This window comes from Corallococcus sp. Z5C101001 (genome assembly GCF_007352635.1).
Taxonomy (GTDB): Bacteria; Myxococcota; Myxococcia; order Myxococcales; family Myxococcaceae; genus Corallococcus; species Corallococcus silvisoli.
Genome location: NZ_VKLU01000003.1, coordinates 576,569 through 596,592, shown reverse-complemented (window position 1 = coordinate 596,592; position 20,024 = coordinate 576,569). Strand labels below are relative to the sequence as shown.

Sequence of the window (20,024 nt, the reverse complement as noted above, 5' to 3'; positions counted from 1 at the left end):
GGCGGTCCTGGAGAGGACGTCATGTCGCTGCCCCCACCCCGGTTCCACGACGACGCGCGAGCGGGCCAGCTCTACCTGGAGCGCGTGGCCGAGGTCTCCGAGGAGGCCCTGCGCTACGCCGCCGAGCACCGCGTCCGTCCGGCCCGAGAGGACGGCCTGCGCATCGCGGCGTTCGGCATCGACGCGCAGGTGGCCTTCTGCACGCCCGGCGCGAGCCTCTTCGTGCCGGGCGCGGTGGAGGACACGCAGCGCACGCTGCGCTGGCTGTACGCGAACCTGGACCGGCTCACGGGGCTGGTGTTCTCGCTGGACACGCACCGGGCCTTCCAGATCTTCCATCCGGCGTGGTGGCGGGACGCGCGGGGACGCCCGCCCCCGCCCATGACGGTCATCACCGCGCGGGACGTGCGGGACGGCCGCTGGACGGCGACGCGCTTCCCGGAGGAGAGCCTGGCGTACTGCGAGGCGCTGGAGGCGAGTGGACGGTACGTGCTGACCATCTGGCCGTACCACGCGCTGCTGGGCGGACAGAGCCACGCGCTGGTGCCGGCGATGTACGAGGCGAGCCTCTTCCACGCGCTCGTGCGGGACACGCCCACGCACTTCGAGCTGAAGGGCGAGCACCCGCTGACCGAGAACTACTCCGTGATGGCGCCGGAGGTGACGGAGGTGAAGGGCCAGCGCGTGGGCGAGTTCAACGCGCGGCTGCTGGAGCACCTGCTGTCGTTCGACCGCGTGTATGTCTTCGGGCAGGCCAGCTCCCACTGCGTGCTGTCCACGCTGCGGGACCTGCAGCAGTCCCTGGAGCGCACGGATCCGTCGAAGCTCCAGCGCATCCACATCCTGGAGGACGCGATGAGCCCCGTGCCCGCGCCGCCGTTGGAGCCGCTGCCCGCGGGCCTGGACTTCCCCCGCGTGGCGAAGGAGGCGCTGGAGGGCTTCCGGGCCGCCGGGATGCGCGTGGTGCGGACGACGGATCCCCTGGCGCCGTAGCGCGAGCGCGGCGTCCATCGGATGGGGCTGGAGGGGCGCCCCTGTCCGACGCGCCGCTACCGGCCCAGCCGCGCGAGCGCCCAGCGCGCGGTGGCCTCGCGCAGCGTCTCCCGCGCGTCGGCGCCAGGGCGGGCCTGTCCGCTCAGCTCCACCACCTCCTGGAACAGGGACAGCTCCGGACCGTTGTCGCGCTGCACGGTGCCCGCGAAGAGCACCACGTGGGTGCCCTGCGCGCGCGCCAGCCTCGCGAGCGCCACGGGGCCCTTGCCCAGCGCGGTCTGCCGGTCGAACCGGCCTTCCCCGGTGAGCACCAGGTCCGCGAGCAGCACCCGCCGCTCCAGCCCCAGCGCCCGCGCCACCAGGTCGTAGCCGGACGTCAGCTTCCCGCCCGCGAGCGCCGCCAGCCCATACCCCAGCCCGCCCGCCGCGCCCGCGCCAGGGAGGGCCGCGGCGCCTTCGTCCACGAGACGGCAGAACGTCGCCAGCGCCGCCTCCAGCTCCTGCACCGCCGCGGCATCCGCGCCCTTCTGCGGACCGAAGAGGCGCGCGGCGCCGTCCTCGCCCAGCAGGGGCGTCGTGACGTCCGTGGCCACCAGGAACTCCACCTGCCCCAGGCGCGGGTGCTTCCCGTCCGCCTCCACGCGCGCGAGCCGGGCGAGGCTCGCTCCTCCCGGCGGAAGGGGCGCCCCGTCCGCGTCCAGGAAGCGGAAGCCCAGGGCCTCCAGCGCGCCCTTGCCTCCATCCGTGGTGGCGCTGCCGCCCAGGCCGACGATGAGCCGCTCGCAGCCCGCGTCCAGCGCCGCGCGCATCAGCTCCCCGGTGCCGTGGGTGCACGCGGCCCGCGCGTCCCGCTGCTCCGGCGGCACCAGGGCGAGGCCCGACGCCTGCGCCATCTCCACCACCGCCGTGCGCCCGTCGTCCAGCCGCGCCCAGCAGGCCTCCACCGGCGCGCCCAGGGGACCGCGCACCGTGAGCCGCCGCCGCTCACCCCGAGCCCCCGCGAGCAGCGCATCCAGCGTCCCCGGACCTCCGTCCGCCAGCGGCGCCACGTCCAGCACCACGTCCAGGGAGGCCTCACGCAGCCCCTCCGCCATGGCGTCCGCGGCCTCGGCCGCGCTCAGGGTGCCCTTGAACTCCTGGGGCGCGAGGAGCCAGCGTGGGCGGATCACGTTCGGACACCCACGGGCTCGGACCGCGTGGAGCAGGCCTGCCGCGAACACGGCGCCGCGGGCGCGCGACGGGCGCGGTACGTCCTCGCGGACACGGGGGGACTGAGGTGGGCGTTCCGCCACCGCGTCAGCAGCATGGACTTCATGGTTCCTCCCGGGCCGGGGCGGTGTTGACCCCCGCATACCATTCCAGGAGGGGCCGTGGGCCCTGGAGCGACGGCATGACGCGTTGCGAGATCCGCTCCAGCCGCAGGAGCAGCCGCGTCACCTCATCGGAGGGCTGACGGGCGGGGCCCTGGATGCGCGAACAGAAGAACGTCCGGCAGCCGAAGGGCCGGTCCGCGTACACCGTGCAGCGCTTGCCCGCGGCGTCCAGGAATGGACAGCCGCCGTCGGCGCGGAGCGGCGGGAGGGGGCGTCCCCGCGTGAGCACCTCCCACTCCGGGAGCCACAACCAGGGCTGTCGCTTCGTCACGGCCAGCTGGCAGCACTCGCCGCTCGCCGCGCACGAGTACGGGGCGTAGGCCGCGTCCGCCTGACGGTAGACGGTGCGCGTCTCCTGCATGGCACGCTCCAGCGCCCGCGTACCGGTCGCGGGGGCCTCGTCGTCTGCGTCGTCCCATTCCCCGCGTGCCATGCCTGAACCATTCTCGCACGTCGGGGCCCGGTGGGCGGACCCCATGGGTCGTACCCTAACTCACAGCATGCGCAGCACGAAACATTTGAGGTACCGCGTCTCGCGCAGGTTGAGGAGGACGGGGTGGTCGCGGCCCGCGCCCCGGCGCTCGATGATCTGCACCCGGCGCTTCGCGTCCGACGCCGCGGAGGCGAGCATCTCCTCGAAGGACTGCTCGTCCACGTGGTACGTGCAGCTCGCGGTCACCAGGATGCCGCCGGGGCGCAGGAGCTGGAAGGCGCGCAGGTTGAGTTCCTTGTAGCCGCGCACCGCCGCCGGGATGGCGTCCTTGTTCTTCGCGAACGAGGGCGGATCCAACACGATGGTGTCGTAGCGCTTGCCCTCGTCCACCGCGTCGCGCAGGAAGTCGAACGCGTTGGCCGTCACCACGTCCAGGTTGGTGAGCTTGTTGGCCTGGGCGTTGTCGCGAAGCTGCGCGGAGGCCGCGTCCGAGATCTCCACCGCCGTGACGTGCCTGGCGCGAGTGGCCAGCTGGAGCGCGAACCCGCCCACGTAGCTGAAGCAATCCAGCGCGTCGCCGAAGGCGTAGTGCGCCGCCATCACGTGGTTCTCGCGCTGGTCCAGGAAGGCGCCCGTCTTCTGGCCCTCGAGGAGGTCGGCGCGCATGCGCACCAGGCCCTCGTCGAAGGAGACGGGGCCCGGGGGCAGGGCGCCTCGCAGCAGGCCCTTCTCCGGCGTGAGGCCCTCCAGGTGGCGCACGCTCACGTCGGAGCGGTTGACGATGCCCTTGGGGTGGAACTGCTCCTCCAGCAGGTCCGCGATGAGCGCCTTGCGCTGCTCCATCGCGGGGACCAGGAACTGCACGCTCAGGTAGTCGCCGTAGCGGTCCACCACGAGCCCGGGCAGGCCGTCCGCCTCGCCGTGCACCAGCCGGTACGTCGTCTCACCGGGCAGCGCCAGCTTGCGCAGCCGCTCCGCGGACTGGAGGCGCTGGCGGAAGAAGTCCTCGTCCACCGCGACGTCGTCGTTGGTGAGCCAGCGCAGGGAGATCTTCGACTGCTTCGAATAGAAGGCCTTGCCCATGAACCAGCCGCGGCCGTCCACCACGCGCACGACCTCGCCGCCCTGGAGGCCGGGGTCGCCGTTGAGGTCCGCGCGGTAGATCCACGGCGGGCCCGCGAGCCACCGGTCCGACCCGCGGCGCAGCAGCATCACCTGGGGCGTGCCGTCCGGCCCCAGCTCGGGCGAGGTGCGGTCCGCGCGCATCTTCTCCGGGCGCTGACCGGGCTTCCCGCGTCCGGGGGGAGGGGCACCGGGGCGGCCGGAGCGAGGGGGAGGGGAGGGCTTCATCGAGGCGTTCTCTGAGGAAAAGGGCGGGGAGGGACCGCGCGGCGTATACTCGCAACCCGCGTGAGATACGAGTTGGTCCTTCAGGCGGGGGCGCCAGGCGCCCCCTTCGACGCGGGACGGGTGGATGCCCTGCTGGCGGCGCGCCCAGGGGCCGTCCGCCCGGAGGGCGTGCGCGAGTGGCTCCTGGCGCATGGCGGCGTCGAGGTGCTCCCGCTGCGCGATGGAAAGCGCGTGGTGGGCACGGAGCTGCGCGTGCCGTTGGAGGCCCGGCCGGACCTCCTCCGCGAGGTCCTGGAGGAGGCCGCCATCCTGGCCCGCGAGGCGGGGGCGCGCCTGTTTGATCCACAGCTGGGACAGGTCCTGACGGCCGCGGACACCGAGCAGGTCGTGGCGCAGTACCTGCGCACGGAAGCGTACGCGCGCACCGCGAAGCCCATGGAGACCACCCCCGGCCTGGCGGAGGCGATGGCCCGGGCGGAGCGGTTGGACCGGCGCCTGTCGTCCGAGGGCATGGCGATGCCGACGCGGCTGGTGCTCTTCGCGGTGGGCGGCTTCGCCATCCTCTTCTTCGTGATGCGGTACCTGATGGACAAGCTCAACGGGGAGTGAGTCCGGGGGGCCTGGCCCTGGAGGGGGCGGCGAGGACCCTGGTGGGCGCTCGGGGACGCGGGAGCACGGAGTGTCCGTCTGACAATGGGCGCGGGAGTGAATCTGGCGTTAACGTGCCAGCGTGCTCAAGGTCCTCGTCATCGGTTGCATCCTGTTGCCCCTGGCGGAGCTGTATCTGCTCATCACGCTCGGGCATCACATCGGGCTGGGGTCCACGCTCGCGCTGCTGGCGGCCTCCGCCGTGCTGGGGAGCCTCATCGCCCGGAGGCAGGGCGAGCGGGTGTTCCGCAACTGGCGTGAAGCCATGGCCGGAGGCGGCGTGCCCGAGGAGGGGTTGCTCAACGGCGTGCTGGTGATGGTGGGCGGTGCGCTGCTCATCGCGCCGGGGTTCATCTCGGACGTGATGGGGCTGGCGCTGATGGTGCCGCCGGTGCGCCGGTGGGTGACGGCGCGGGTGCGGCGCTCCCTGGAGAAGACCCTCTTGTCGGGCTCCGTGCGCTTCACCCAGGTCGGTGGCGTCGGGCCGGTTCCGGGCGAGGACCCCTTCCAGGACGGGCGGCGCTTCGAGACGCAGGAGACGCCCGCCAAGGTGGAGCCCGCCGCGGAGGGCCCCGACACCTTCCGCCGCCCCCGGAGTGAGGGGGGCGAGGTGGACGCGGAGTTCACCAGCGACGAGGAACCCCGGGGCTGACGGGCACCTGCTGGGGCGCGCCCGTTCCTCCGTTCCACCGGGGCGGGGTGGGCGTGGGCGCCGGGAGCGGCGCGGGGGGCTGCGGGGGCGTGGAAGGCGGAGCCTCGGCGGACATCCCCAGGGCGGTGCGCGCCTCGGTGGCGTAGCGGCCGGTGGGGAACTCGCGAAGGTATTGGCGGAACTCGTCCTCGGCGTCCGAGGGCTGGTGGAGTCTCGTGAAGCATCGGCCGCGCAGGACGCGGGCCTGTTCCCGGTGGCTCATGCGTGGGCTGGCCTGGGCAATCTCCCCGAGTCCGACGAGGAAACGGCCGCAGGTCGAGCCGGACGACTGCACCTTGGCGTATCCGAGGAAGCGCTCATCCGAGTCCTCCGACAGGAGGCCCCCTGGAACGAGCGCGCCCAACGTCTTGCGCTTGCGCGGCTCCACGGGAGTGGAGGGGGCGATCGACGGAGCCCGCACGTCACCCGGCGTCGGCAGGGGCGAGGAGGCCGCGAGCGCGGCACCTGTCGAGCCGGGGTAGGGCACGAAGTCATCGGCCGGGGACGGGGCGCTCGGAGGCGCGGCCACGGTGCGGTCCGGTGGCGGCGCGGGCTTCGGGCTGCTGGCGATGGCCTGGGGAGTCTCGGAGGGGGCCACCGTGTCCCGCTGTTCCGGGGCGGAGGCCGCATCCTCCGCGCCGGGCGCGGGCGTTGAGCCATCCTGAGTGGGGGACCTGGTGGCGACGGACGGGTGAAGTGCCGCGTCGCTTGCCGGCGCGTGGGACGGCGCCTCCATGGGATTGGCACCCGTACCAACGGATTGGCGTGGCGCGGTGCTCGTGCCCACCCGGGACGGAGCCTTCGGCAGGGGCGCGAGGCTCGCGACCACGGGGCCCGGCTCGGCGGCCCGCAGGTCGCGGAACGCCTGCCGGTCCTCGGCGGAGAGCGTGCGAGGCTTCATCACTCCCTGCGCGCCGGAGAGCTCCACGCGCTCGCCCGCGTCCACGAAGCGCGGCGGCTGCCCATCCGCATCCACGCGCACGCGCCCTTCGAGCACCGCCACCGCGGCGCCACGCACGGTGCGCTCCACCGAGAAGACCGTCCCCACGACGGAGACGCGCAGGCCCGCGGACTCCACGAGGAACTCTTCCCGCTTCACGTGCGAAGCGCTGACGGAGAGTCGTCCCTGGTGGACGGTCAGGTGCACCGCGTTCGACTCCGCGCGGGCGAACACGACGTCCGACCCCGCGGACAGCCGCACCCGGCTTTCGTCCGGAAGCCGCAGCACCGCCGACGCCTTCGGCTGCGTCCGCACCGCCATGCCCGAGCGCAGGCGCATGCCCGGCGTCAGCACGTGTTCAGCGCCCGTGGCCTCTCGCAGCACCGCGCCGGTGGCGCGCTCCGCCTCCGTGGTGGAGGCGGTTCCCGCCTGCTCCGCGCTCGCCACCTGCTGTTCGCCACGGGCCTCCGTCCGGGCCGCGACCGCCTCCTCCTGTCCGCCGACCGCAGGCCGCGCCGGTCCGCCCGGGGCCGCGCCCTCTGGGGGCGTGGGGGCGGTGTGGGGCCTGGAGGTCGGCCCGTTCGCGACGGCCTCCGGAGCCCCCGCCTCACGCGGAGGCCGATTCGCGAGCGAAACGCCCAGCCACAGCACCAGCACGGCGGCGCAGGCCCCCGCGAACGTGAGCGCCCAGGGCGACAGGAACCGCCGCTCGGGCGAGGCCATCCGCTTCGCCGCCGCCGCCTTCAGCCGCGCGCCCGTCTCGTCCCACCGCACGGCGGGCTCCACCTCGCGCGCCGCGTGCAACAGCGCCCGGGCCTCCACCACCCGCCCCAACTCCGCCGCGCAGGCGCCACAGGCCGCCACGTGCGCCTCGACCCGGGCCTTCCCGGCCGCGTCCAGCTCGCCCGCGGCCAGGGCCCACAGGGCCTGGGTCTCATGGCTGGCCATGGGGACCCCCCACGGGCCGGGCGACGACCAGACGCTGCATGGCTTCGGTGAACTCCAATCTCGCGTGGTGCAGCCGGCTGCGCACGGTGTTGGCCGAGCTTCCCACGGCGAGGGCGATCTCGTCCGGGCTCATGCCGCACAGCTCGTGGTAGACGAAGACGATGCGCTTCTTGGGCTTGAGCTTCTCCAGCGCCGCCTCCACCAACCGGGCGGCCTGACGGCGCTCCGCGGCGCGCTCCGGGTCCTCGCCCGGGGCCACGACCTCTGGCGGGTCCGCGAACGGGTCCTCCGGCCGGCGCCGCTTCCACCTCAAGTGGCTGAGCGCCACGTTGGCGCAGACCCGGTAGAGGAACGTCTTGAAGCGCGACTCGCCCCGGAAGCCCTTCACCGCCGTGAGCAGCCGCAGGTACGTCTCCTGGAGCAGGTCCTCCACCTCCACGCGGTTGCCGACCAGGTGGCGCAGGGTTCGCGCCGCGTCCAGCCGCGTGGCCTCGTAGAGCTGCTCGAAGGCGGCCAGGTCCCCGTCCTGGAGCCGGCGGACCAGGAGCCGCAGGTGGGCCTCGTCCGAAGCGGAGGGAATGCGCGCGCCCGCCACGTCCACGCCGGACTCCGGCGGGGCCGTGGACGCCCACGTGCGTGCTCCTCGGCTGGACACCAGCGCTTCTCCTTCGCGGGGACGCAGGACGCCCCCACCCTCCAGGAACGCCCTCCAGTCTGTGTCGGTGGTCCAGACGAGCACACTGCCTCCGTGCCCCTGGGTCTCCGGACAGACGAAAAAAGATCAAAATTATTTGATCATTCCGGACCCGTCTTGCGTCGAAGGCTCTCGAAATCGGATGACCCCCCGGTGGCCGGTCCGGACACATCCCATTCTTTTGGAGCCCCCACTCATGAGGAACACCACGCTTCGCGGCATGCTGGTCGTGCCGTTCCTTGCGCTGTTAGGCCTGTTGTCGGGTTGCATCCTCGAGACGAACGGCAACGGCTGGCCCGACGAGGACTATAACCCCAGCTACGGGTGCTCCTCCTCGTCCGACTGCGGCTCGAACCAGTACTGTCGCTCCGGCAATTGCTGGAACCTGGATTCCAACTCCCAGCAGTGCGTGTTCTCCTCCGAGTGTCCCGGCGCGCAGACGTGCATCAATGGCTGGTGCGCCCAGTCCTGCTACCGCGACTCGGAATGCGGCGTGGGCAACCGCTGCAAGGACAACTTCTGCACCTCCAGCACCGGAACCCAGATGGATGCCGGCACCAAGGCGGACGGCGGCACGAAGCCGGACGCGGGCACCGACGGCGGCACCAAGCCGGACGCGGGCACCGACGGCGGCACCAAGCCGGACGCGGGCTCTGACGGCGGCACGAAGCCGGACGCGGGCATCGACGGTGGCTCCGCCCCGGTCTGCCGGGTCAATTCCGACTGCGGCGCGGACAGCTACTGCATCAACGGCACCTGCCGCACCGGTTGCGACACGGATGCCAAGTGCGGCCCGAGCGGCGTCTGCGTCCAGGGCCTGTGCCAGCCGCGCCAGCAGGACCCGAACGCTTGCACCACGGAGGCCCAGTGCCCGGCGGGCCGCGACTGCGTGGATGGCCAGTGCCGCGCGCAGTGCACCTCCACGACGGAGTGCTCGGCGGACACCAAGTGTGAGATTGGCTACTGCCTGCCCATTCCTTCCGGTGGCACGTGCAAGGCCAACTGCGAGTGCCCGGCGGGCCAGGTCTGCACCAGCGGCCAGTGCAAGTCGCCGCAGCCGGATCCGGGCCAGGCGTGCCAGGCCAACTGTGATTGCCCGTCCGGTCAGGTCTGCAATGGCGGTCATTGCAAGTCGCCCACGCCGGACGCGGGGTCGGGCAGCAACATCTCCTGCACGGTGAACTGCGAGTGCCCGTCCGGCGAGGTCTGCACCAGCGGCAAGTGCAAGCTGCCCCCGACGCAGCCGGCGGTGGACGCGGGTACCTCCGGCACGGTGTGCCGCGCCAACTGCGAGTGCCCGGCGGGCCAGGTCTGCGCCAGCGGCCAGTGCAAGCCGGTGAACCAGGGCTCCGGCAAGCCCTGCCAGGCCAACTGCGAGTGCCCGTCCGGCGAGCGCTGCCAGGAGAACGTCTGCTGGCTGTAGCCGCTAAAGGCTGACGCCGCTCATCGCGAGGGGGCCACCATGCGCCAGCAGCGGTGGATCTCCTTGCGGTGGAAGTCCTCGGGGATGGAGCGGGGGGTGAGCTCCTCCACCTGCTCCATGCCCCGGGTCGCGGAGTCCTTCAGCTCGAAGCCCAGGAAGTTGGTGGAGAAGTAGAGGACGCCTCCGGGGGCCATGAGCGCTCGGAGGTGTTCCAGCATCCGCACGTGGTCGCGCTGCACGTCGAACGTGCCCGACATCTTCTTCGACGTGGAGAACGACGGCGGGTCGCAGACGATGAGATCGAACTGCGTGTCTCCGTGCCGGGCCTGCTCCTCCAGCCACGCCTTCGCGTCCGCGCGGATGAGCACGTGGCGCGGATCCGCCAGCCCGTTGAGGACCAGGTTGTCCTCCGCCCAGTCCAGGTACGTGTTGGACAGGTCCACGCTCACGCTGCCCGCCGCGCCGCCTGCCGCCGCGTACACCGTGAACGCGCCCGTGTAGGCGAAGAGGTTGAGGAAGTGCTTGCCCTTCGCCTCGGTGCGCACGCGTGCCCGGGTGTTGCGGTGGTCCATGAAGAGGCCGGTGTCCAGGTAGTCACCCAGGTTCACCCAGAACTTGAGGCCCTGTTCTTCCACCACCAGCCGTTCGCTGCCCTCACCCACGCGGCCGTACTGCGAGCGGCCCCAGGGCTGGGGGGTGTGGGTCTTCACGGAGGTGCGCTCCGGCGGCACGCCCAGCACGCTGGTGACGGCGGCCAGGACCTCCGCGCGGTCCGCGTCCGCGTTCGCGCCCTTCGCGTGGGCCTTGCGGCGCGGGAACTCCACGACGTGGGCGTGGTCGCCGTAGAGGTCCACGGCGTAGGAGTACTCGGGGATGTCCCGGTCGTAGACGCGGAAGGCGGTGAGCCCCTGCGCGCGAGCCCACTTGCGCAGGCGCTTCGCGTTCTTGCGCAGGCGGTTCTCGAACATGCCCGTGCCCTGCGTCCGCTGATTGCCTTCGTCGGCCATGCCCCGTCGGTCCTTCCTGTTTCGCACCCGCGCGCCGTCCCTCATATTGCAGGCGGGCCGGGGGGCGGGGGAAAACACGGGGGCCATGAGCGTGCGCGTCGAGAAGAGCGGCCCCGTCACCACCGTCATCCTCCACCGGCCGGAGGTCCGCAACGCCGTGGACGCCGACACGGCCCGCGAGCTGGCGGACGCCTTCCGAGCCTTCGACGCGGACCCGGACGCGCGCGTGGGCGTCCTCTTCGGCGACGCGGGCACGTTCTGCGCGGGCGCGGACCTGAAGGCCGTGTCGGAAGGGCGCCTGCTGCGCCTGGAGCCGGACGGCGATGGCCCCATGGGCCCCTCCCGCCTCCAGCTGTCCAAGCCCGTGGTGGCGGCCATCAGCGGCCACGCGGTGGCGGGGGGGCTGGAGCTGGCCCTGTGGTGTGACCTGCGCGTGGTGGAGGAGGACGCGGTGCTGGGCGTCTTCTGCCGCCGCTGGGGTGTGCCGCTCATCGACGGGGGCACGGTGCGGCTGCCCCGGCTGATTGGCCTGTCCCGAGCCCTGGACCTCATCCTCACGGGCCGGCCCGTGGCGGCCAGCGAGGCGCTCGGCATGGGCCTGGTCAACCGCGTGGTGCCCAAGGGCGAGGCCCGGAGCGCGGCGGAGGCGCTGGCCGCCCAGATCGCCGGCTTCCCCCAGGGGTGCATGAAGGCGGACCGGGCGTCCGCCTATGCCCAGGCGGACCGGACCTTTGAAGACGCGATGCGCCAGGAGTTCCTGGACGGGGTGAAGGTGCTCCAGACGGAGTCCATCGCTGGGGCCACCCGCTTCGCGAAGGGCGCGGGCCGGCACGGCCGCTTCGAGTAGGACCCCAGGAGCGCTGCGCCGCCCGCGGGAGTGTGTTAGTTCGCGAGCCATGCGCTTCGACACGCTCGCCATCCATGCCGGCCAGGAGCCGGACCCCACCACGGGCGCCATCATGACGCCCGTCTACCTGACCTCCACCTACGTCCAGGACGGGCCGGGGGAGCACAAGGGCTACGAGTACAGCCGCACGCAGAACCCCACGCGCAAGGCGCTGCAGGACTGCCTGGCCGCGCTGGAGGGCGCCAAGTACGGCGCCGCGTTCGCGTCCGGCCTCGCCGGCACCGACATGCTGATGCACATGCTGGAGTCCGGTGACCACGTCATCGTCTCCGACGACGTGTACGGCGGCACCTTCCGGCTCTTCGACAAGGTGTGGAAGCGCTCGGGCATCACGTACTCCTTCGTGGACCTCTCCAAGCCGGAGAACTTCGAGGCGGCCATCACCCCGAAGACGAAGATGGTCTGGGTGGAGACGCCGACGAACCCGATGCTCAAGCTCATCGACCTGGGCCGCATCGCGGAGATCGCCAAGAAGCACGGCATCCTGTCCGTCGCGGACAACACGTTCATGACGCCGTACTTCCAGAAGCCCCTGTCGCTGGGCTTCGACGTCGTCGCGCACTCCACGACCAAGTACCTCAACGGCCACAGCGACGTGGTGGGCGGCTTCGTCTGCACCAGCCGCGACGACATCGCGGAGCGGATGTACTTCCTGCAGAACGCGGTGGGCGGCGTGTCCGGCGCCTTCGACAGCTTCCTCGTGCTGCGCGGCGTGAAGACGCTGCACGTGCGCATGGACCGCCACGCGCACAACGCGATGAAGGTCGCCCAGTACCTGTCCACGCACAAGCAGGTGAAGAAGGTCACCTACCCGGGCCTGGAGACGCACCCGCAGCACGCCCTGGCGCGCCAGCAGATGACCGGCTTCGGCGGCATGCTGACGTTCGACATCCACGGCGGCCTGGAGGCGGCGCGCACCTTCCTCAAGACGGTCAAGGTCTTCGCCTGCGCCGAGTCCCTGGGGGGTGTCGAGTCCCTCATCGAGCACCCCGCCATCATGACCCACGCCTCCGTCCCCAAGGAGACGCGGGAGAAGCTGGGCATCGCGGACGGCTTCATCCGCCTGTCCGTCGGCATCGAGGACGCCCAGGACCTCATCGACGACCTCGCGCAGGCGCTCGACCGCGTGAAGTAGTCCCCACGCGCAGTGGCCGCTTCATGACAGGGCCTTCCCGCTCCGCATCCCGGGGGCGTGGAGGCCCTGGTCATTTCCGGCCCCAGGATGTGAAACCTGCCTGTTCACGCTCGGGCGGCCCGGGAGGCCCCCCATGCAGGAGGGATGTGGAGTGGTGCACAACGTTCATGGCGCGATGCGGATTCGACGGCGTGTCTCCACCTGCCTCGTGGGCGCGTGGCTCCTGGGTGCTTGCGCGTCGCCGGCCTCCACGCCCGACTGCAACAGCCCCGCCTCCGCCGACTCCCGGGGGTGCGCCGTATCGCCGTCCTTGACGGACTCCGGCCCCGCGCTGCCGCGTTGGCCGTATCTGCAGAGCGTGCATCAAACGTCCGCCATCGTGGCCTTCCGCACCGAGAGCGACTGTCTGCCCACGGTGCGCTACGGCGAGGGCAACACCCTCACGTCCTCCGTCAGCGCGGGCCTGTCCGGCACGCACCACGCGGTGACGCTGACCGGCCTGTCCGCGGGCCACACGTATGGCTACGTGGTGGACGCATGCGGCAGCACCACGGGCCTGCGCAGCTTCCAGACGGCCACGGGCACCTCGTCCCTGCAGACGCACTTCACCGCCATGGGCGACTTCGGCACGGGCGGTGCCATGCAGAAGAAGGTGCTGGAGGTGATGGCCATGCCCCAGTGGCGCTCGGAGCTGCTGCTGACCCTGGGCGACAACGCCTACCCGTCTGGCACGGAAGCGGAGCTCCAGGCGCACCTCTTCACGCCCATGGCCCCGCTGCTGCGCGAGGTGCCCATGTTCGCCACGCCCGGCAACCACGAGTACGTGACGGCCCAGGCGCAGCCCTACCTGGACAACATGTACCTGCCCACCAACAACCCGCAGGGCTCCGAGCGCTACTACTCCTTCGACTGGGGGCCGGTGCACTTCCTCGCGCTGGACTCCAACTGCGCGGTGGGGCTGGCTTCGCCGGACCGGTGCACGCTCGCGGCGCAGAAGGCCTGGGCGGAGGCCGACCTGATCGCGAGCTCCCGCTTGTGGAAGGTGGCCTTCTTCCACCACCCGTCCTGGTCCAGTGGCGTGCACGGCTCGCAGCTCACCATGCGCCGCCAGTTCGGCCCGCTGTTCGAGAAGTACGGCGTGGACCTGGTCCTCACCGGCCATGACCATGACTACGAGCGCAGCAAGCCCATGCATGGCGACGCCGAGGCGTCCTACGGCCAGCGCGGCATCCCGTACCTCGTGGTGGGCAGCGGCGGCGCCACGCTGCGCCCCTTCTCCTCCCCCCAGCCCGCCTGGACCGAGGTGCGCGACGCCGCGGCCTATGGCTTCCTGGACGTGCTGGTTGACGGCAGCACGCTCACGGCGCGGTTCATCACCTCCAACAACACCGTGCGCGACACGCTGATCCTGAAGAAGCCGGTGGTCGCCGTCGTTCCTGGCGTCCAGGAGGCGGCCCTGGACGCGGGGACCGAGTCGCGGCCGGGACCCATGGACGGCCGCGTCGCACCGGAGCTCCAGGGCCCCGTGCCGCCCGCGGACACGCCGGAGTCCGTGGCCGACCCCGAGGAGCCGCTTCCGCCGCGTTAGCCCCCGATGCGCGCCGGACGGTGGTAGGGAAGGGCGGCGACGCCGCTCCACGCTTCTTGAACCGCCGGCGGGCCCGGCACCGGAAGGGACACCATGCGCTACTTCGAGGACTTCCCCATCGGCGAGGTGATGGAGCGGGGGCCGTACGTGGTGACGCGCGAGGAGATCCTCGCGTTCGCGCGCCAGTTCGACCCCCAGCCCTTCCACGTCGACGAGGACGCCGCCCGGCAGAGCATCTATGGCGGCATCATCGCCAGCGGCTGGCACACCGCCGCCATCTGCCACAAGCTCCTGGTGGAGGGACTGCTCGGTCAGGCCGCCAGCATGGGCTCCCCGGGCCTGGACGAGCTGCGCTGGAAGAAGCCGGTGCGCCCCGGGGACGCGCTCTCCGTGCGCATCGAGACGCTGGAGGCCCGGCCCTCCGCCAGCAAGCCGGACCGGGGCGCGCTCAAGTTCCGCTTCGAGGTCGTCAATCAGCACGGCGACGTGGTGATGACGGAGATCGCCAACGCGCTCTTCGCCCGCCGCCCGGCCCCTTGACGCCCACGGGGGCCTGGGGAGCGGGCCGCGCCGTGGCCCTTCCAGGGGCCCCCACTTTGAGTTCCGGGGCTGACCTGGGTTAGCAATAGGCCCAAAGGAGAAGCCCATGTCCAACCCCAACGAGGTGGTTCCTCCCCCGGCGCCCAGCCGGCTGAAGCGTCCCGTGGAAGTGGTGCGCGCGGAGCTGCTGGCCGACACGGACGTGCAGCAGCAGGCGGAGATGCTGAAGATCCCCGTCGCGCAGTACGTGGAGAAGATCCTCGACTACGCCATCCACCCCGACAAGCCGCCCCAGCTGGAGATCATCCCGGATGAGGAGCTGAAGGCGCGCGACCCGAAGATCGCCACGGTGGCGGAGATCGAAACCCACCTGCAGAAGATCATCGACGGGGAGATCGCCATCAGCCCGGCGCAGCAGCGCGACGGCTTCAGCAGCGACAAGAGCCACGAGCAGCGCTACAGCGCCGCGCTGGGGGCAACCAACAAGGGCGGCCAGACGGTGGCCCCCAAGACGGGCGCCGCCGTGGATCCGGCGGAGGCGAAGAAGGGCCCCATCCGGGGCTAAATCCCTTCGCCAAGGCCCCGGAACTCCGGGGCTTTTTCCGGCGGGCGGCGGATAATCCCGACACCGGAAACTTCTTCGCCGACCTTCCGACAATCCTACTGTCAGTCTCACTTCGGGGGCCCAGGCGGCTCCCCACGAAAAGGATCACGACCATGGGTGGCATCGGCAAGGCTCTCGGCAAGGTGATGGACATCGTCAAGCCGTTCGTGACGATGGTGAACCCGCTTCTGGGCGCGGCGATGAGCTTCGCCAGCGGCCTGATGCAGGGCAAGAACCCCATCCAGTCGCTCCTGGGCGCGGCCACCGACCTCATCCCGGGCGGCGGCGTGTTCAAGAACGCGCTAGGGGCCTTCGCCAACTCCGGCCTGATGGACGGCGCGGGCGGCAACAGCCTGCTGTCCGGCGCGCTGAACCTGGCCAAGGGCAAGAGCAAGGTCACCGACATCGTCGGCGACCTGTTCAAGTCCACCAAGGCCAACCCGCTCACCAACCTGGGTCTGGGCAACGCGACCGAGCTGGCCGCGCAGCGCATGTCGACGTTCCTCTCCTAGTTCATGAAGCCCGTCCGCTTCGACCCCAAGCTCCACCACGGGTTGCTCGAGCTGTGGCGCAAGCCCTGGAACGAGACCATGACCCCGGAGGCCCTGCCCGAGGTGGGGTACGTGGTGCCGGACAAGGCGGCGGGGTTCCTGTATCGCACGGACAGTTCGGTGGCGTTGATTGAAGGCATCATCGCCGCCCCCGGATTGTCCAAGGAAGTCCGCAACGAGGCCGTCAACGCCATCGTCGCGGCCATCCGGGACGAGGCCCGGCGGCAGGGGTTCAAGCTGCTCCTCGGGTACTCGCAGCTGGACGCCATCGTGGACCGGGCGAAGCGCTTTGGCTTCGTGCACGTGGACAAGGGCTTCCACATGGTGGCCCTGGACCTGACCCGGCCGGATCCGCAGTAGCCGCGCACACCGCTGGAACGCACGACGGGCCCGAAGGGAGGATTCGCTCCTCCTTCCGGGCCCGCGGTGTTTTCAGCGCCAGCCGCTCAGGCGGCGGTGCGGTGCAGGTGGTCGATGAGGTCGATCTTCGTGACGATGGCGATGACCGTCTCGCCGTCCTTCACCACCGCCACGTTGTCGCGCGCGAAGATCTCGCGCAGCCGGTCGATGCTGGCCTCGGCGGAGACGGCGCCCTGGAGCGGGGCGACGATGGGGTCGATGGCGTCCTGGAACTTCACCTTGCTGGCCACCAGGGCGTTGAGCAGGTCGTACTCGTGCACCATGCCCACGGCGCGCCCGTCGTCGGACACCACGGGCATCTGGCTGATGCCGTGGCTGCGCATCGTCTCCACCACGTGGTCCACGCGGTCCCCGCGCTTCGCCGTCTTCAGGTCGCGCGGCTTCGCCCCGATGATGTCGCGCACGGTGCCGGCGCCCTTCTCCTGCATGAAGCCGTTGTCACGCATCCACTCGTCGGAGTGGAACTTGCTGATGTAGCTGCTGCCGGAGTCGGGCAGGACGACGACGATGGTCTTCCCCTTGCCCACTTCCTTGGCCAGCTCCACCGCCACGTGCACCGCGGCGCCGGAGGAGCCGCCCGCGAAGATGCCCTCCTCGCGCGCGAGGCGGCGCGCGGCGTTGAAGCACATGCGGTCATCCACCTGGCGGACGTCGTCCACGACGGAGAAGTCCATCGCGCCGCAGAGCATGTCCTCGCCGATGCCCTCGACCTTGTAGACGTGCGGCTCGGTGAGCTTGCCCGTCTTGAAGTAGCCCTCGTAGACGGAGCCCTCCGGATCCACGCCCACGTTCTTCAGGCCGGGGATCTTCTCCTTCAGGAACTTGCCGGCGCCGCTCATGGTGCCGCCGGTGCCCAGGCCGGACACGAAGTAGTCGAACTTGCCTTCGGTCTGCTGGAAGATCTCCGGACCCGTCGTGTGGTAGTGCGCCTCGATGTTGTCCGGGTTGTGGTACTGGTTCAGCATGAAGGCGCCGGGCGTCTCACGGGCCAGCCGCTTGGAGGTCTCGTAGTAGCTGCGCGGATCCTCGGCGGGGACGTTGGTCGGCGTGACGACGACCTGGGCGCCCATGGCCTTCAGGCGGTTGATCTTCTCCAGGGACATCTTGTCCGGCATGGTGAAGATGCACTTGTAGCCCTTCACCGCCGCCGCCAGCGCCACGCCCATGCCGGTGTTGCCGGACGTGTTCTCCACGATGGTGCCGCCGGGCTTGAGCTTCCCCTCCCGTTCGGCCTTTTCGATGATGTAGAGCGCCATGCGGTCCTTGATGGACGCGCCGGGATTCATGAACTCGCACTTCACGAGGACGGTGGCGTCGTTCGGACCGACGAGCTTGTTGAGCTTCACCAGCGGCGTGTGGCCAATGGCGGTGAGGATGTTCTTTTGGATGTCCATCGTGCGTGGCTTCCCGAAAAGGGGGGTATCGGGGCCTTATACGTGCTCCGCCCCGTCAGGGGGAACATGCCCGGAGGCACGGCCCTTCCTGACGCAGGATGACGGAACGGCCCCGGCGTTCCTCGGGACACGGACTTGGGACGGCGGAGGGGGGCGGGTCAGGGGGCCAGGGCCCCCCGTCGCGTAGGCGACAGGCCGAGCGTCCGCCGGGCGTGCGGCCCACGCGGGCTTTGACCCGCCGCGCCGTGCCTCCGATACTCGCGAGCGCTGTCCCTTCCCCCCGTCTGGAGCACCCGCCCCCCATGGAACTTGAGGCCGCCCTTCGCGACCAGGTGGGACAGGCCATTGGCCGTCCCGTCCCCGATGCCCCCATCAAGAAGCTCAAGGGCGACGCGAGCAACCGCTCCTACTACCGCGTCGGCGCGGCCCCGGAGAGCTGGGTGCTGATGGTGATGCCGCCGGACGCGACGAAGAAGAGCGAGGAGGCCACCAAGGGCGAGCCCCCGAAGGAGCTGCCCTTCATCAACGTGCACCGCTACCTGGACCGGCTGGGCGTGCGCGTGCCGCGCATCCTCCGCTACGACGAGCCCGCCGGCATCATGGTGCTGGAGGACCTGAGCGACATCACCTTCGAGTCCGCGCTGGAGGGGGGCCGTCACAACGAGGCGCTCTACACGCGCGCGGTGGACCTGCTGGCGAAGCTGCGCGTGCAGGCGGAGAAGCAGCGCGACCCGGAGTGCCTGGCCTTCACGCGCGCCTTCGACGAGGACCTGTACGACTGGGAGCTGCACCACTTCCGCGAGTGGGGCCTGGAGGCCTGGAGCGGCAAGCAGCCCACGGACGCGGAGCGCGCGCAGCTGGACGCCACGTTCCGGGACATCGCGAAGCAGCTGGCCGCCGCGCCGCGGGGCTTCACCCACCGCGACTACCAGAGCCGCAACATCATGGTGAAGGAGGGCGAGCTGGTCGTCATCGACTTCCAGGACGCGCTCCAGGGCCCGCGCCAGTACGACCTGGTGGCGCTCCTGCGCGACAGCTACGTGGAGCTGGACCGCGACTTCGTGGACACGATGTTGGACCGCTACATCGCCACGTTCGAGCAGGAGAGCGGGGAGAAGATCGACGCGAAGCAGTTCAAGGCGTTCTTCGACCTGCTCACCATCCAGCGCAAGCTGAAGGACGCGGGGCGCTTCGAGTTCATCCACCGCGTGAAGGGCAACCCGGGCTTCCTCGTGTCCATCCCCGCGTCGCTGCGCTACGTGAAGGCCGCGTTCGCGCGCCGGCCGGAGCTGGCGCCGCTGCAGGCGCTGGTGGCGAAATACGTGCCCGAGCTGGCGGCCTGAGCCCATGAAGGCGATGGTCCTCTGCGCGGGCCTGGGCACGCGCCTGCGCCCGCTCACCGAGCGCTGGCCCAAGCCGGCCATGCCGTTCCTCGGCCAACCGCTGCTGCGCTACCACCTGGCGGTGCTGAAGGCCGCGGGCGTGACGGCGGTGGGCATCAACACGCACCACCTGCCGGACACGATGGCGGCGGTGGCCCGCGCGGAGTGCGAGCGCGCGGGGCTGCCGCTGCACGTCGTGCACGAGCCCGTCATCCAGGGCACGGGCGGCGGCATCCGGGGCCTGCGCGACTTTCTCTCCGGCGAGGACTTCCTCGTGTTCAACGGGGACATCCTCTTCCCCGTGGACCTCCAGCCGGTGGTCGCGGCGCACCGGGCATCCGGCTCGGTGGCGACGATGGTGCTCCTGCCCATGCCGCGAGGGGAGAAGTACGCGGCGGTGGAGGCGGACGCGGGCGGGCAGGTGCGCCGCATCGCGGGCCATGGGCCGGGCGGGGACGGGCTCACGCCCTGGCACTTCACGGGCGTGCACGTGATGTCCCCCAGCGTGTTCGACTTCATGACGGCCGAGGGCCCCGAGGACATCAACCGCGAGGTCTACGTGCGGGTGATGCAGGCGGGGCTCGCGGTGCGAGGGCACGCGGTGGACGCGTACTGGTCCGACCTGGGCATGCCTTCGCGTTATCTGGCCACGGTGCGGGACGTGCTGGAGGGGCGCGTGCCGCTGGCCGCGCTGGGGAAGGACTCGCCGCTCGCGGGGCTGAAGGCCGGGGCGGACGGGGCGTGGGTGCATCCTGAAGCCCGCGTCGCGGGCACGGTGCGGGGGCCTGCGTACGTGGGCGCGGGGAGCGCCGTGGAGCAGGGCGCGACGGTGGGCCCGGGCGTGTCGGTGGGCCCGGGGGCTCGGGTGGGGCAGGGGGCCCGGCTGGAGCGCTGCGCCGTGTTCGAGGAGACCCAGGTGGCTCCGGGCGAAGCGCTCACCGAGGTGCTCGCGTGGGGACCGCACCGGGTGCCCGCGCCGCTCGCGGGGCGCTGAAGGGCCTGT

General features: G+C 71.3%; 20 protein-coding genes. 13 read left to right on the top strand and 7 right to left on the bottom strand.

Annotation, left to right across the window (positions count from 1 at the left end):
* Window positions 1-21 precede the first annotated feature (21 nt).
* Window positions 22-993 carry a nicotinamidase gene (locus FOF48_RS08465; protein WP_143899721.1) on the top strand — a complete coding sequence of 324 codons (972 nt, stop codon included), beginning with the start codon at window positions 22-24 and terminating at the stop codon, window positions 991-993.
* Between the two features lie 56 nt (window positions 994-1,049).
* Here FOF48_RS08465 and FOF48_RS08460 read toward each other — a convergent pair whose 3' ends face one another.
* The 3 genes from FOF48_RS08460 to FOF48_RS08450 all read right to left on the bottom strand — a co-directional run bounded on the left by FOF48_RS08460 (window position 1,050) and on the right by FOF48_RS08450 (window position 4,149).
* On the bottom strand, window positions 1,050-2,162 hold the full coding sequence (locus FOF48_RS08460; protein WP_143899719.1) for a glycerate kinase: 1,113 nt from the start codon (window positions 2,160-2,162) through the stop codon (window positions 1,050-1,052).
* A 142-nt stretch (window positions 2,163-2,304) separates the two neighbouring features.
* Complete coding sequence (locus FOF48_RS08455) at window positions 2,305-2,799, bottom strand: YkgJ family cysteine cluster protein (RefSeq protein ID WP_143899717.1); 495 nt, start codon at window positions 2,797-2,799, stop codon at window positions 2,305-2,307.
* A 60-nt stretch (window positions 2,800-2,859) separates the two neighbouring features.
* Window positions 2,860-4,149 (bottom strand): class I SAM-dependent rRNA methyltransferase, encoded by a 1,290-nt coding sequence (locus tag FOF48_RS08450; RefSeq protein WP_186001832.1) that lies wholly within the window; start codon window positions 4,147-4,149, stop codon window positions 2,860-2,862.
* A gap of 60 nt (window positions 4,150-4,209) precedes the next feature.
* Here FOF48_RS08450 and FOF48_RS08445 point away from each other — a divergent pair, with 60 nt between their 5' ends.
* Both FOF48_RS08445 and FOF48_RS08440 read left to right on the top strand, forming a co-directional pair.
* Complete coding sequence (locus tag FOF48_RS08445; protein WP_143899715.1) at window positions 4,210-4,758, top strand: hypothetical protein; 549 nt, start codon at window positions 4,210-4,212, stop codon at window positions 4,756-4,758.
* A gap of 121 nt (window positions 4,759-4,879) precedes the next feature.
* Window positions 4,880-5,449, top strand: a complete 570-nt coding sequence (locus tag FOF48_RS08440) for an FxsA family protein (RefSeq protein ID WP_143899713.1) — start codon at window positions 4,880-4,882, stop codon at window positions 5,447-5,449.
* Here FOF48_RS08440 and FOF48_RS08435 read toward each other — a convergent pair.
* Both FOF48_RS08435 and FOF48_RS08430 read right to left on the bottom strand, forming a co-directional pair.
* A complete protein-coding gene (locus FOF48_RS08435; RefSeq protein ID WP_143899711.1) occupies window positions 5,421-7,376 on the bottom strand; it encodes a FecR domain-containing protein in 1,956 nt (651 codons plus the stop codon). The two genes, FOF48_RS08440 and FOF48_RS08435, sit on opposite strands and share 29 nt — an antisense overlap.
* Window positions 7,363-8,031: an RNA polymerase sigma factor gene (locus FOF48_RS08430; RefSeq protein WP_143899709.1), complete on the bottom strand. Its 669-nt coding sequence runs from the start codon at window positions 8,029-8,031 to the stop codon at window positions 7,363-7,365. The genes FOF48_RS08435 and FOF48_RS08430 overlap by 14 nt, the downstream gene beginning before the upstream one ends.
* A 235-nt stretch (window positions 8,032-8,266) precedes the next feature.
* Here FOF48_RS08430 and FOF48_RS08425 point away from each other — a divergent pair, with 235 nt between their 5' ends.
* A complete protein-coding gene (locus FOF48_RS08425) occupies window positions 8,267-9,493 on the top strand; it encodes a hypothetical protein (protein ID WP_143899708.1) in 1,227 nt (408 codons plus the stop codon).
* Window positions 9,494-9,513: 20 nt separating this feature from the next.
* On the opposite strand, the gene FOF48_RS08420 is transcribed toward FOF48_RS08425, so the two are convergent.
* Entirely contained in the window at window positions 9,514-10,500 is a 987-nt protein-coding gene (locus FOF48_RS08420; RefSeq protein ID WP_186001831.1) for a class I SAM-dependent methyltransferase, read from the bottom strand.
* Window positions 10,501-10,585: 85 nt separating this feature from the next.
* On the opposite strand from FOF48_RS08420, the gene FOF48_RS08415 reads away from it, so the two are divergent.
* The 7 genes from FOF48_RS08415 to FOF48_RS08385 all read left to right on the top strand — a co-directional run bounded on the left by FOF48_RS08415 (window position 10,586) and on the right by FOF48_RS08385 (window position 16,185).
* Window positions 10,586-11,347, top strand: a complete 762-nt coding sequence (locus FOF48_RS08415) for a crotonase/enoyl-CoA hydratase family protein (protein ID WP_143899706.1) — start codon at window positions 10,586-10,588, stop codon at window positions 11,345-11,347.
* 49 nt (window positions 11,348-11,396) lie between these two features.
* Window positions 11,397-12,542 carry a cystathionine gamma-synthase gene (locus tag FOF48_RS08410; RefSeq protein ID WP_143899704.1) on the top strand — a complete coding sequence of 382 codons (1,146 nt, stop codon included), beginning with the start codon at window positions 11,397-11,399 and terminating at the stop codon, window positions 12,540-12,542.
* Window positions 12,543-12,900: 358 nt separating this feature from the next.
* Window positions 12,901-14,130: a purple acid phosphatase family protein gene (locus FOF48_RS08405; RefSeq protein ID WP_370456555.1), complete on the top strand. Its 1,230-nt coding sequence runs from the start codon at window positions 12,901-12,903 to the stop codon at window positions 14,128-14,130.
* A gap of 93 nt (window positions 14,131-14,223) precedes the next feature.
* Entirely contained in the window at window positions 14,224-14,670 is a 447-nt protein-coding gene (locus FOF48_RS08400; RefSeq protein WP_143899702.1) for a MaoC family dehydratase, read from the top strand.
* Between the two features lie 106 nt (window positions 14,671-14,776).
* On the top strand, window positions 14,777-15,235 hold the full coding sequence (locus FOF48_RS08395; RefSeq protein ID WP_143899700.1) for a hypothetical protein: 459 nt from the start codon (window positions 14,777-14,779) through the stop codon (window positions 15,233-15,235).
* Window positions 15,236-15,387: 152 nt separating this feature from the next.
* On the top strand, window positions 15,388-15,786 hold the full coding sequence (locus tag FOF48_RS08390; RefSeq protein WP_143899698.1) for a hypothetical protein: 399 nt from the start codon (window positions 15,388-15,390) through the stop codon (window positions 15,784-15,786).
* 3 nt (window positions 15,787-15,789) lie between these two features.
* Window positions 15,790-16,185 (top strand): hypothetical protein, encoded by a 396-nt coding sequence (locus FOF48_RS08385; protein WP_143899696.1) that lies wholly within the window; start codon window positions 15,790-15,792, stop codon window positions 16,183-16,185.
* Between the two features lie 86 nt (window positions 16,186-16,271).
* On the opposite strand, the gene FOF48_RS08380 is transcribed toward FOF48_RS08385, so the two are convergent.
* Entirely contained in the window at window positions 16,272-17,639 is a 1,368-nt protein-coding gene (locus tag FOF48_RS08380; RefSeq protein ID WP_143899694.1) for a pyridoxal-phosphate dependent enzyme, read from the bottom strand.
* Window positions 17,640-17,941: 302 nt separating this feature from the next.
* Here FOF48_RS08380 and FOF48_RS08375 point away from each other — a divergent pair, with 302 nt between their 5' ends.
* Complete coding sequence (locus FOF48_RS08375; protein WP_143899692.1) at window positions 17,942-18,982, top strand: aminoglycoside phosphotransferase family protein; 1,041 nt, start codon at window positions 17,942-17,944, stop codon at window positions 18,980-18,982.
* Between the two features lie 4 nt (window positions 18,983-18,986).
* Window positions 18,987-20,015 (top strand): NDP-sugar synthase, encoded by a 1,029-nt coding sequence (locus FOF48_RS08370; protein ID WP_143899689.1) that lies wholly within the window; start codon window positions 18,987-18,989, stop codon window positions 20,013-20,015.
* Window positions 20,016-20,024: the final 9 nt, after the last annotated feature.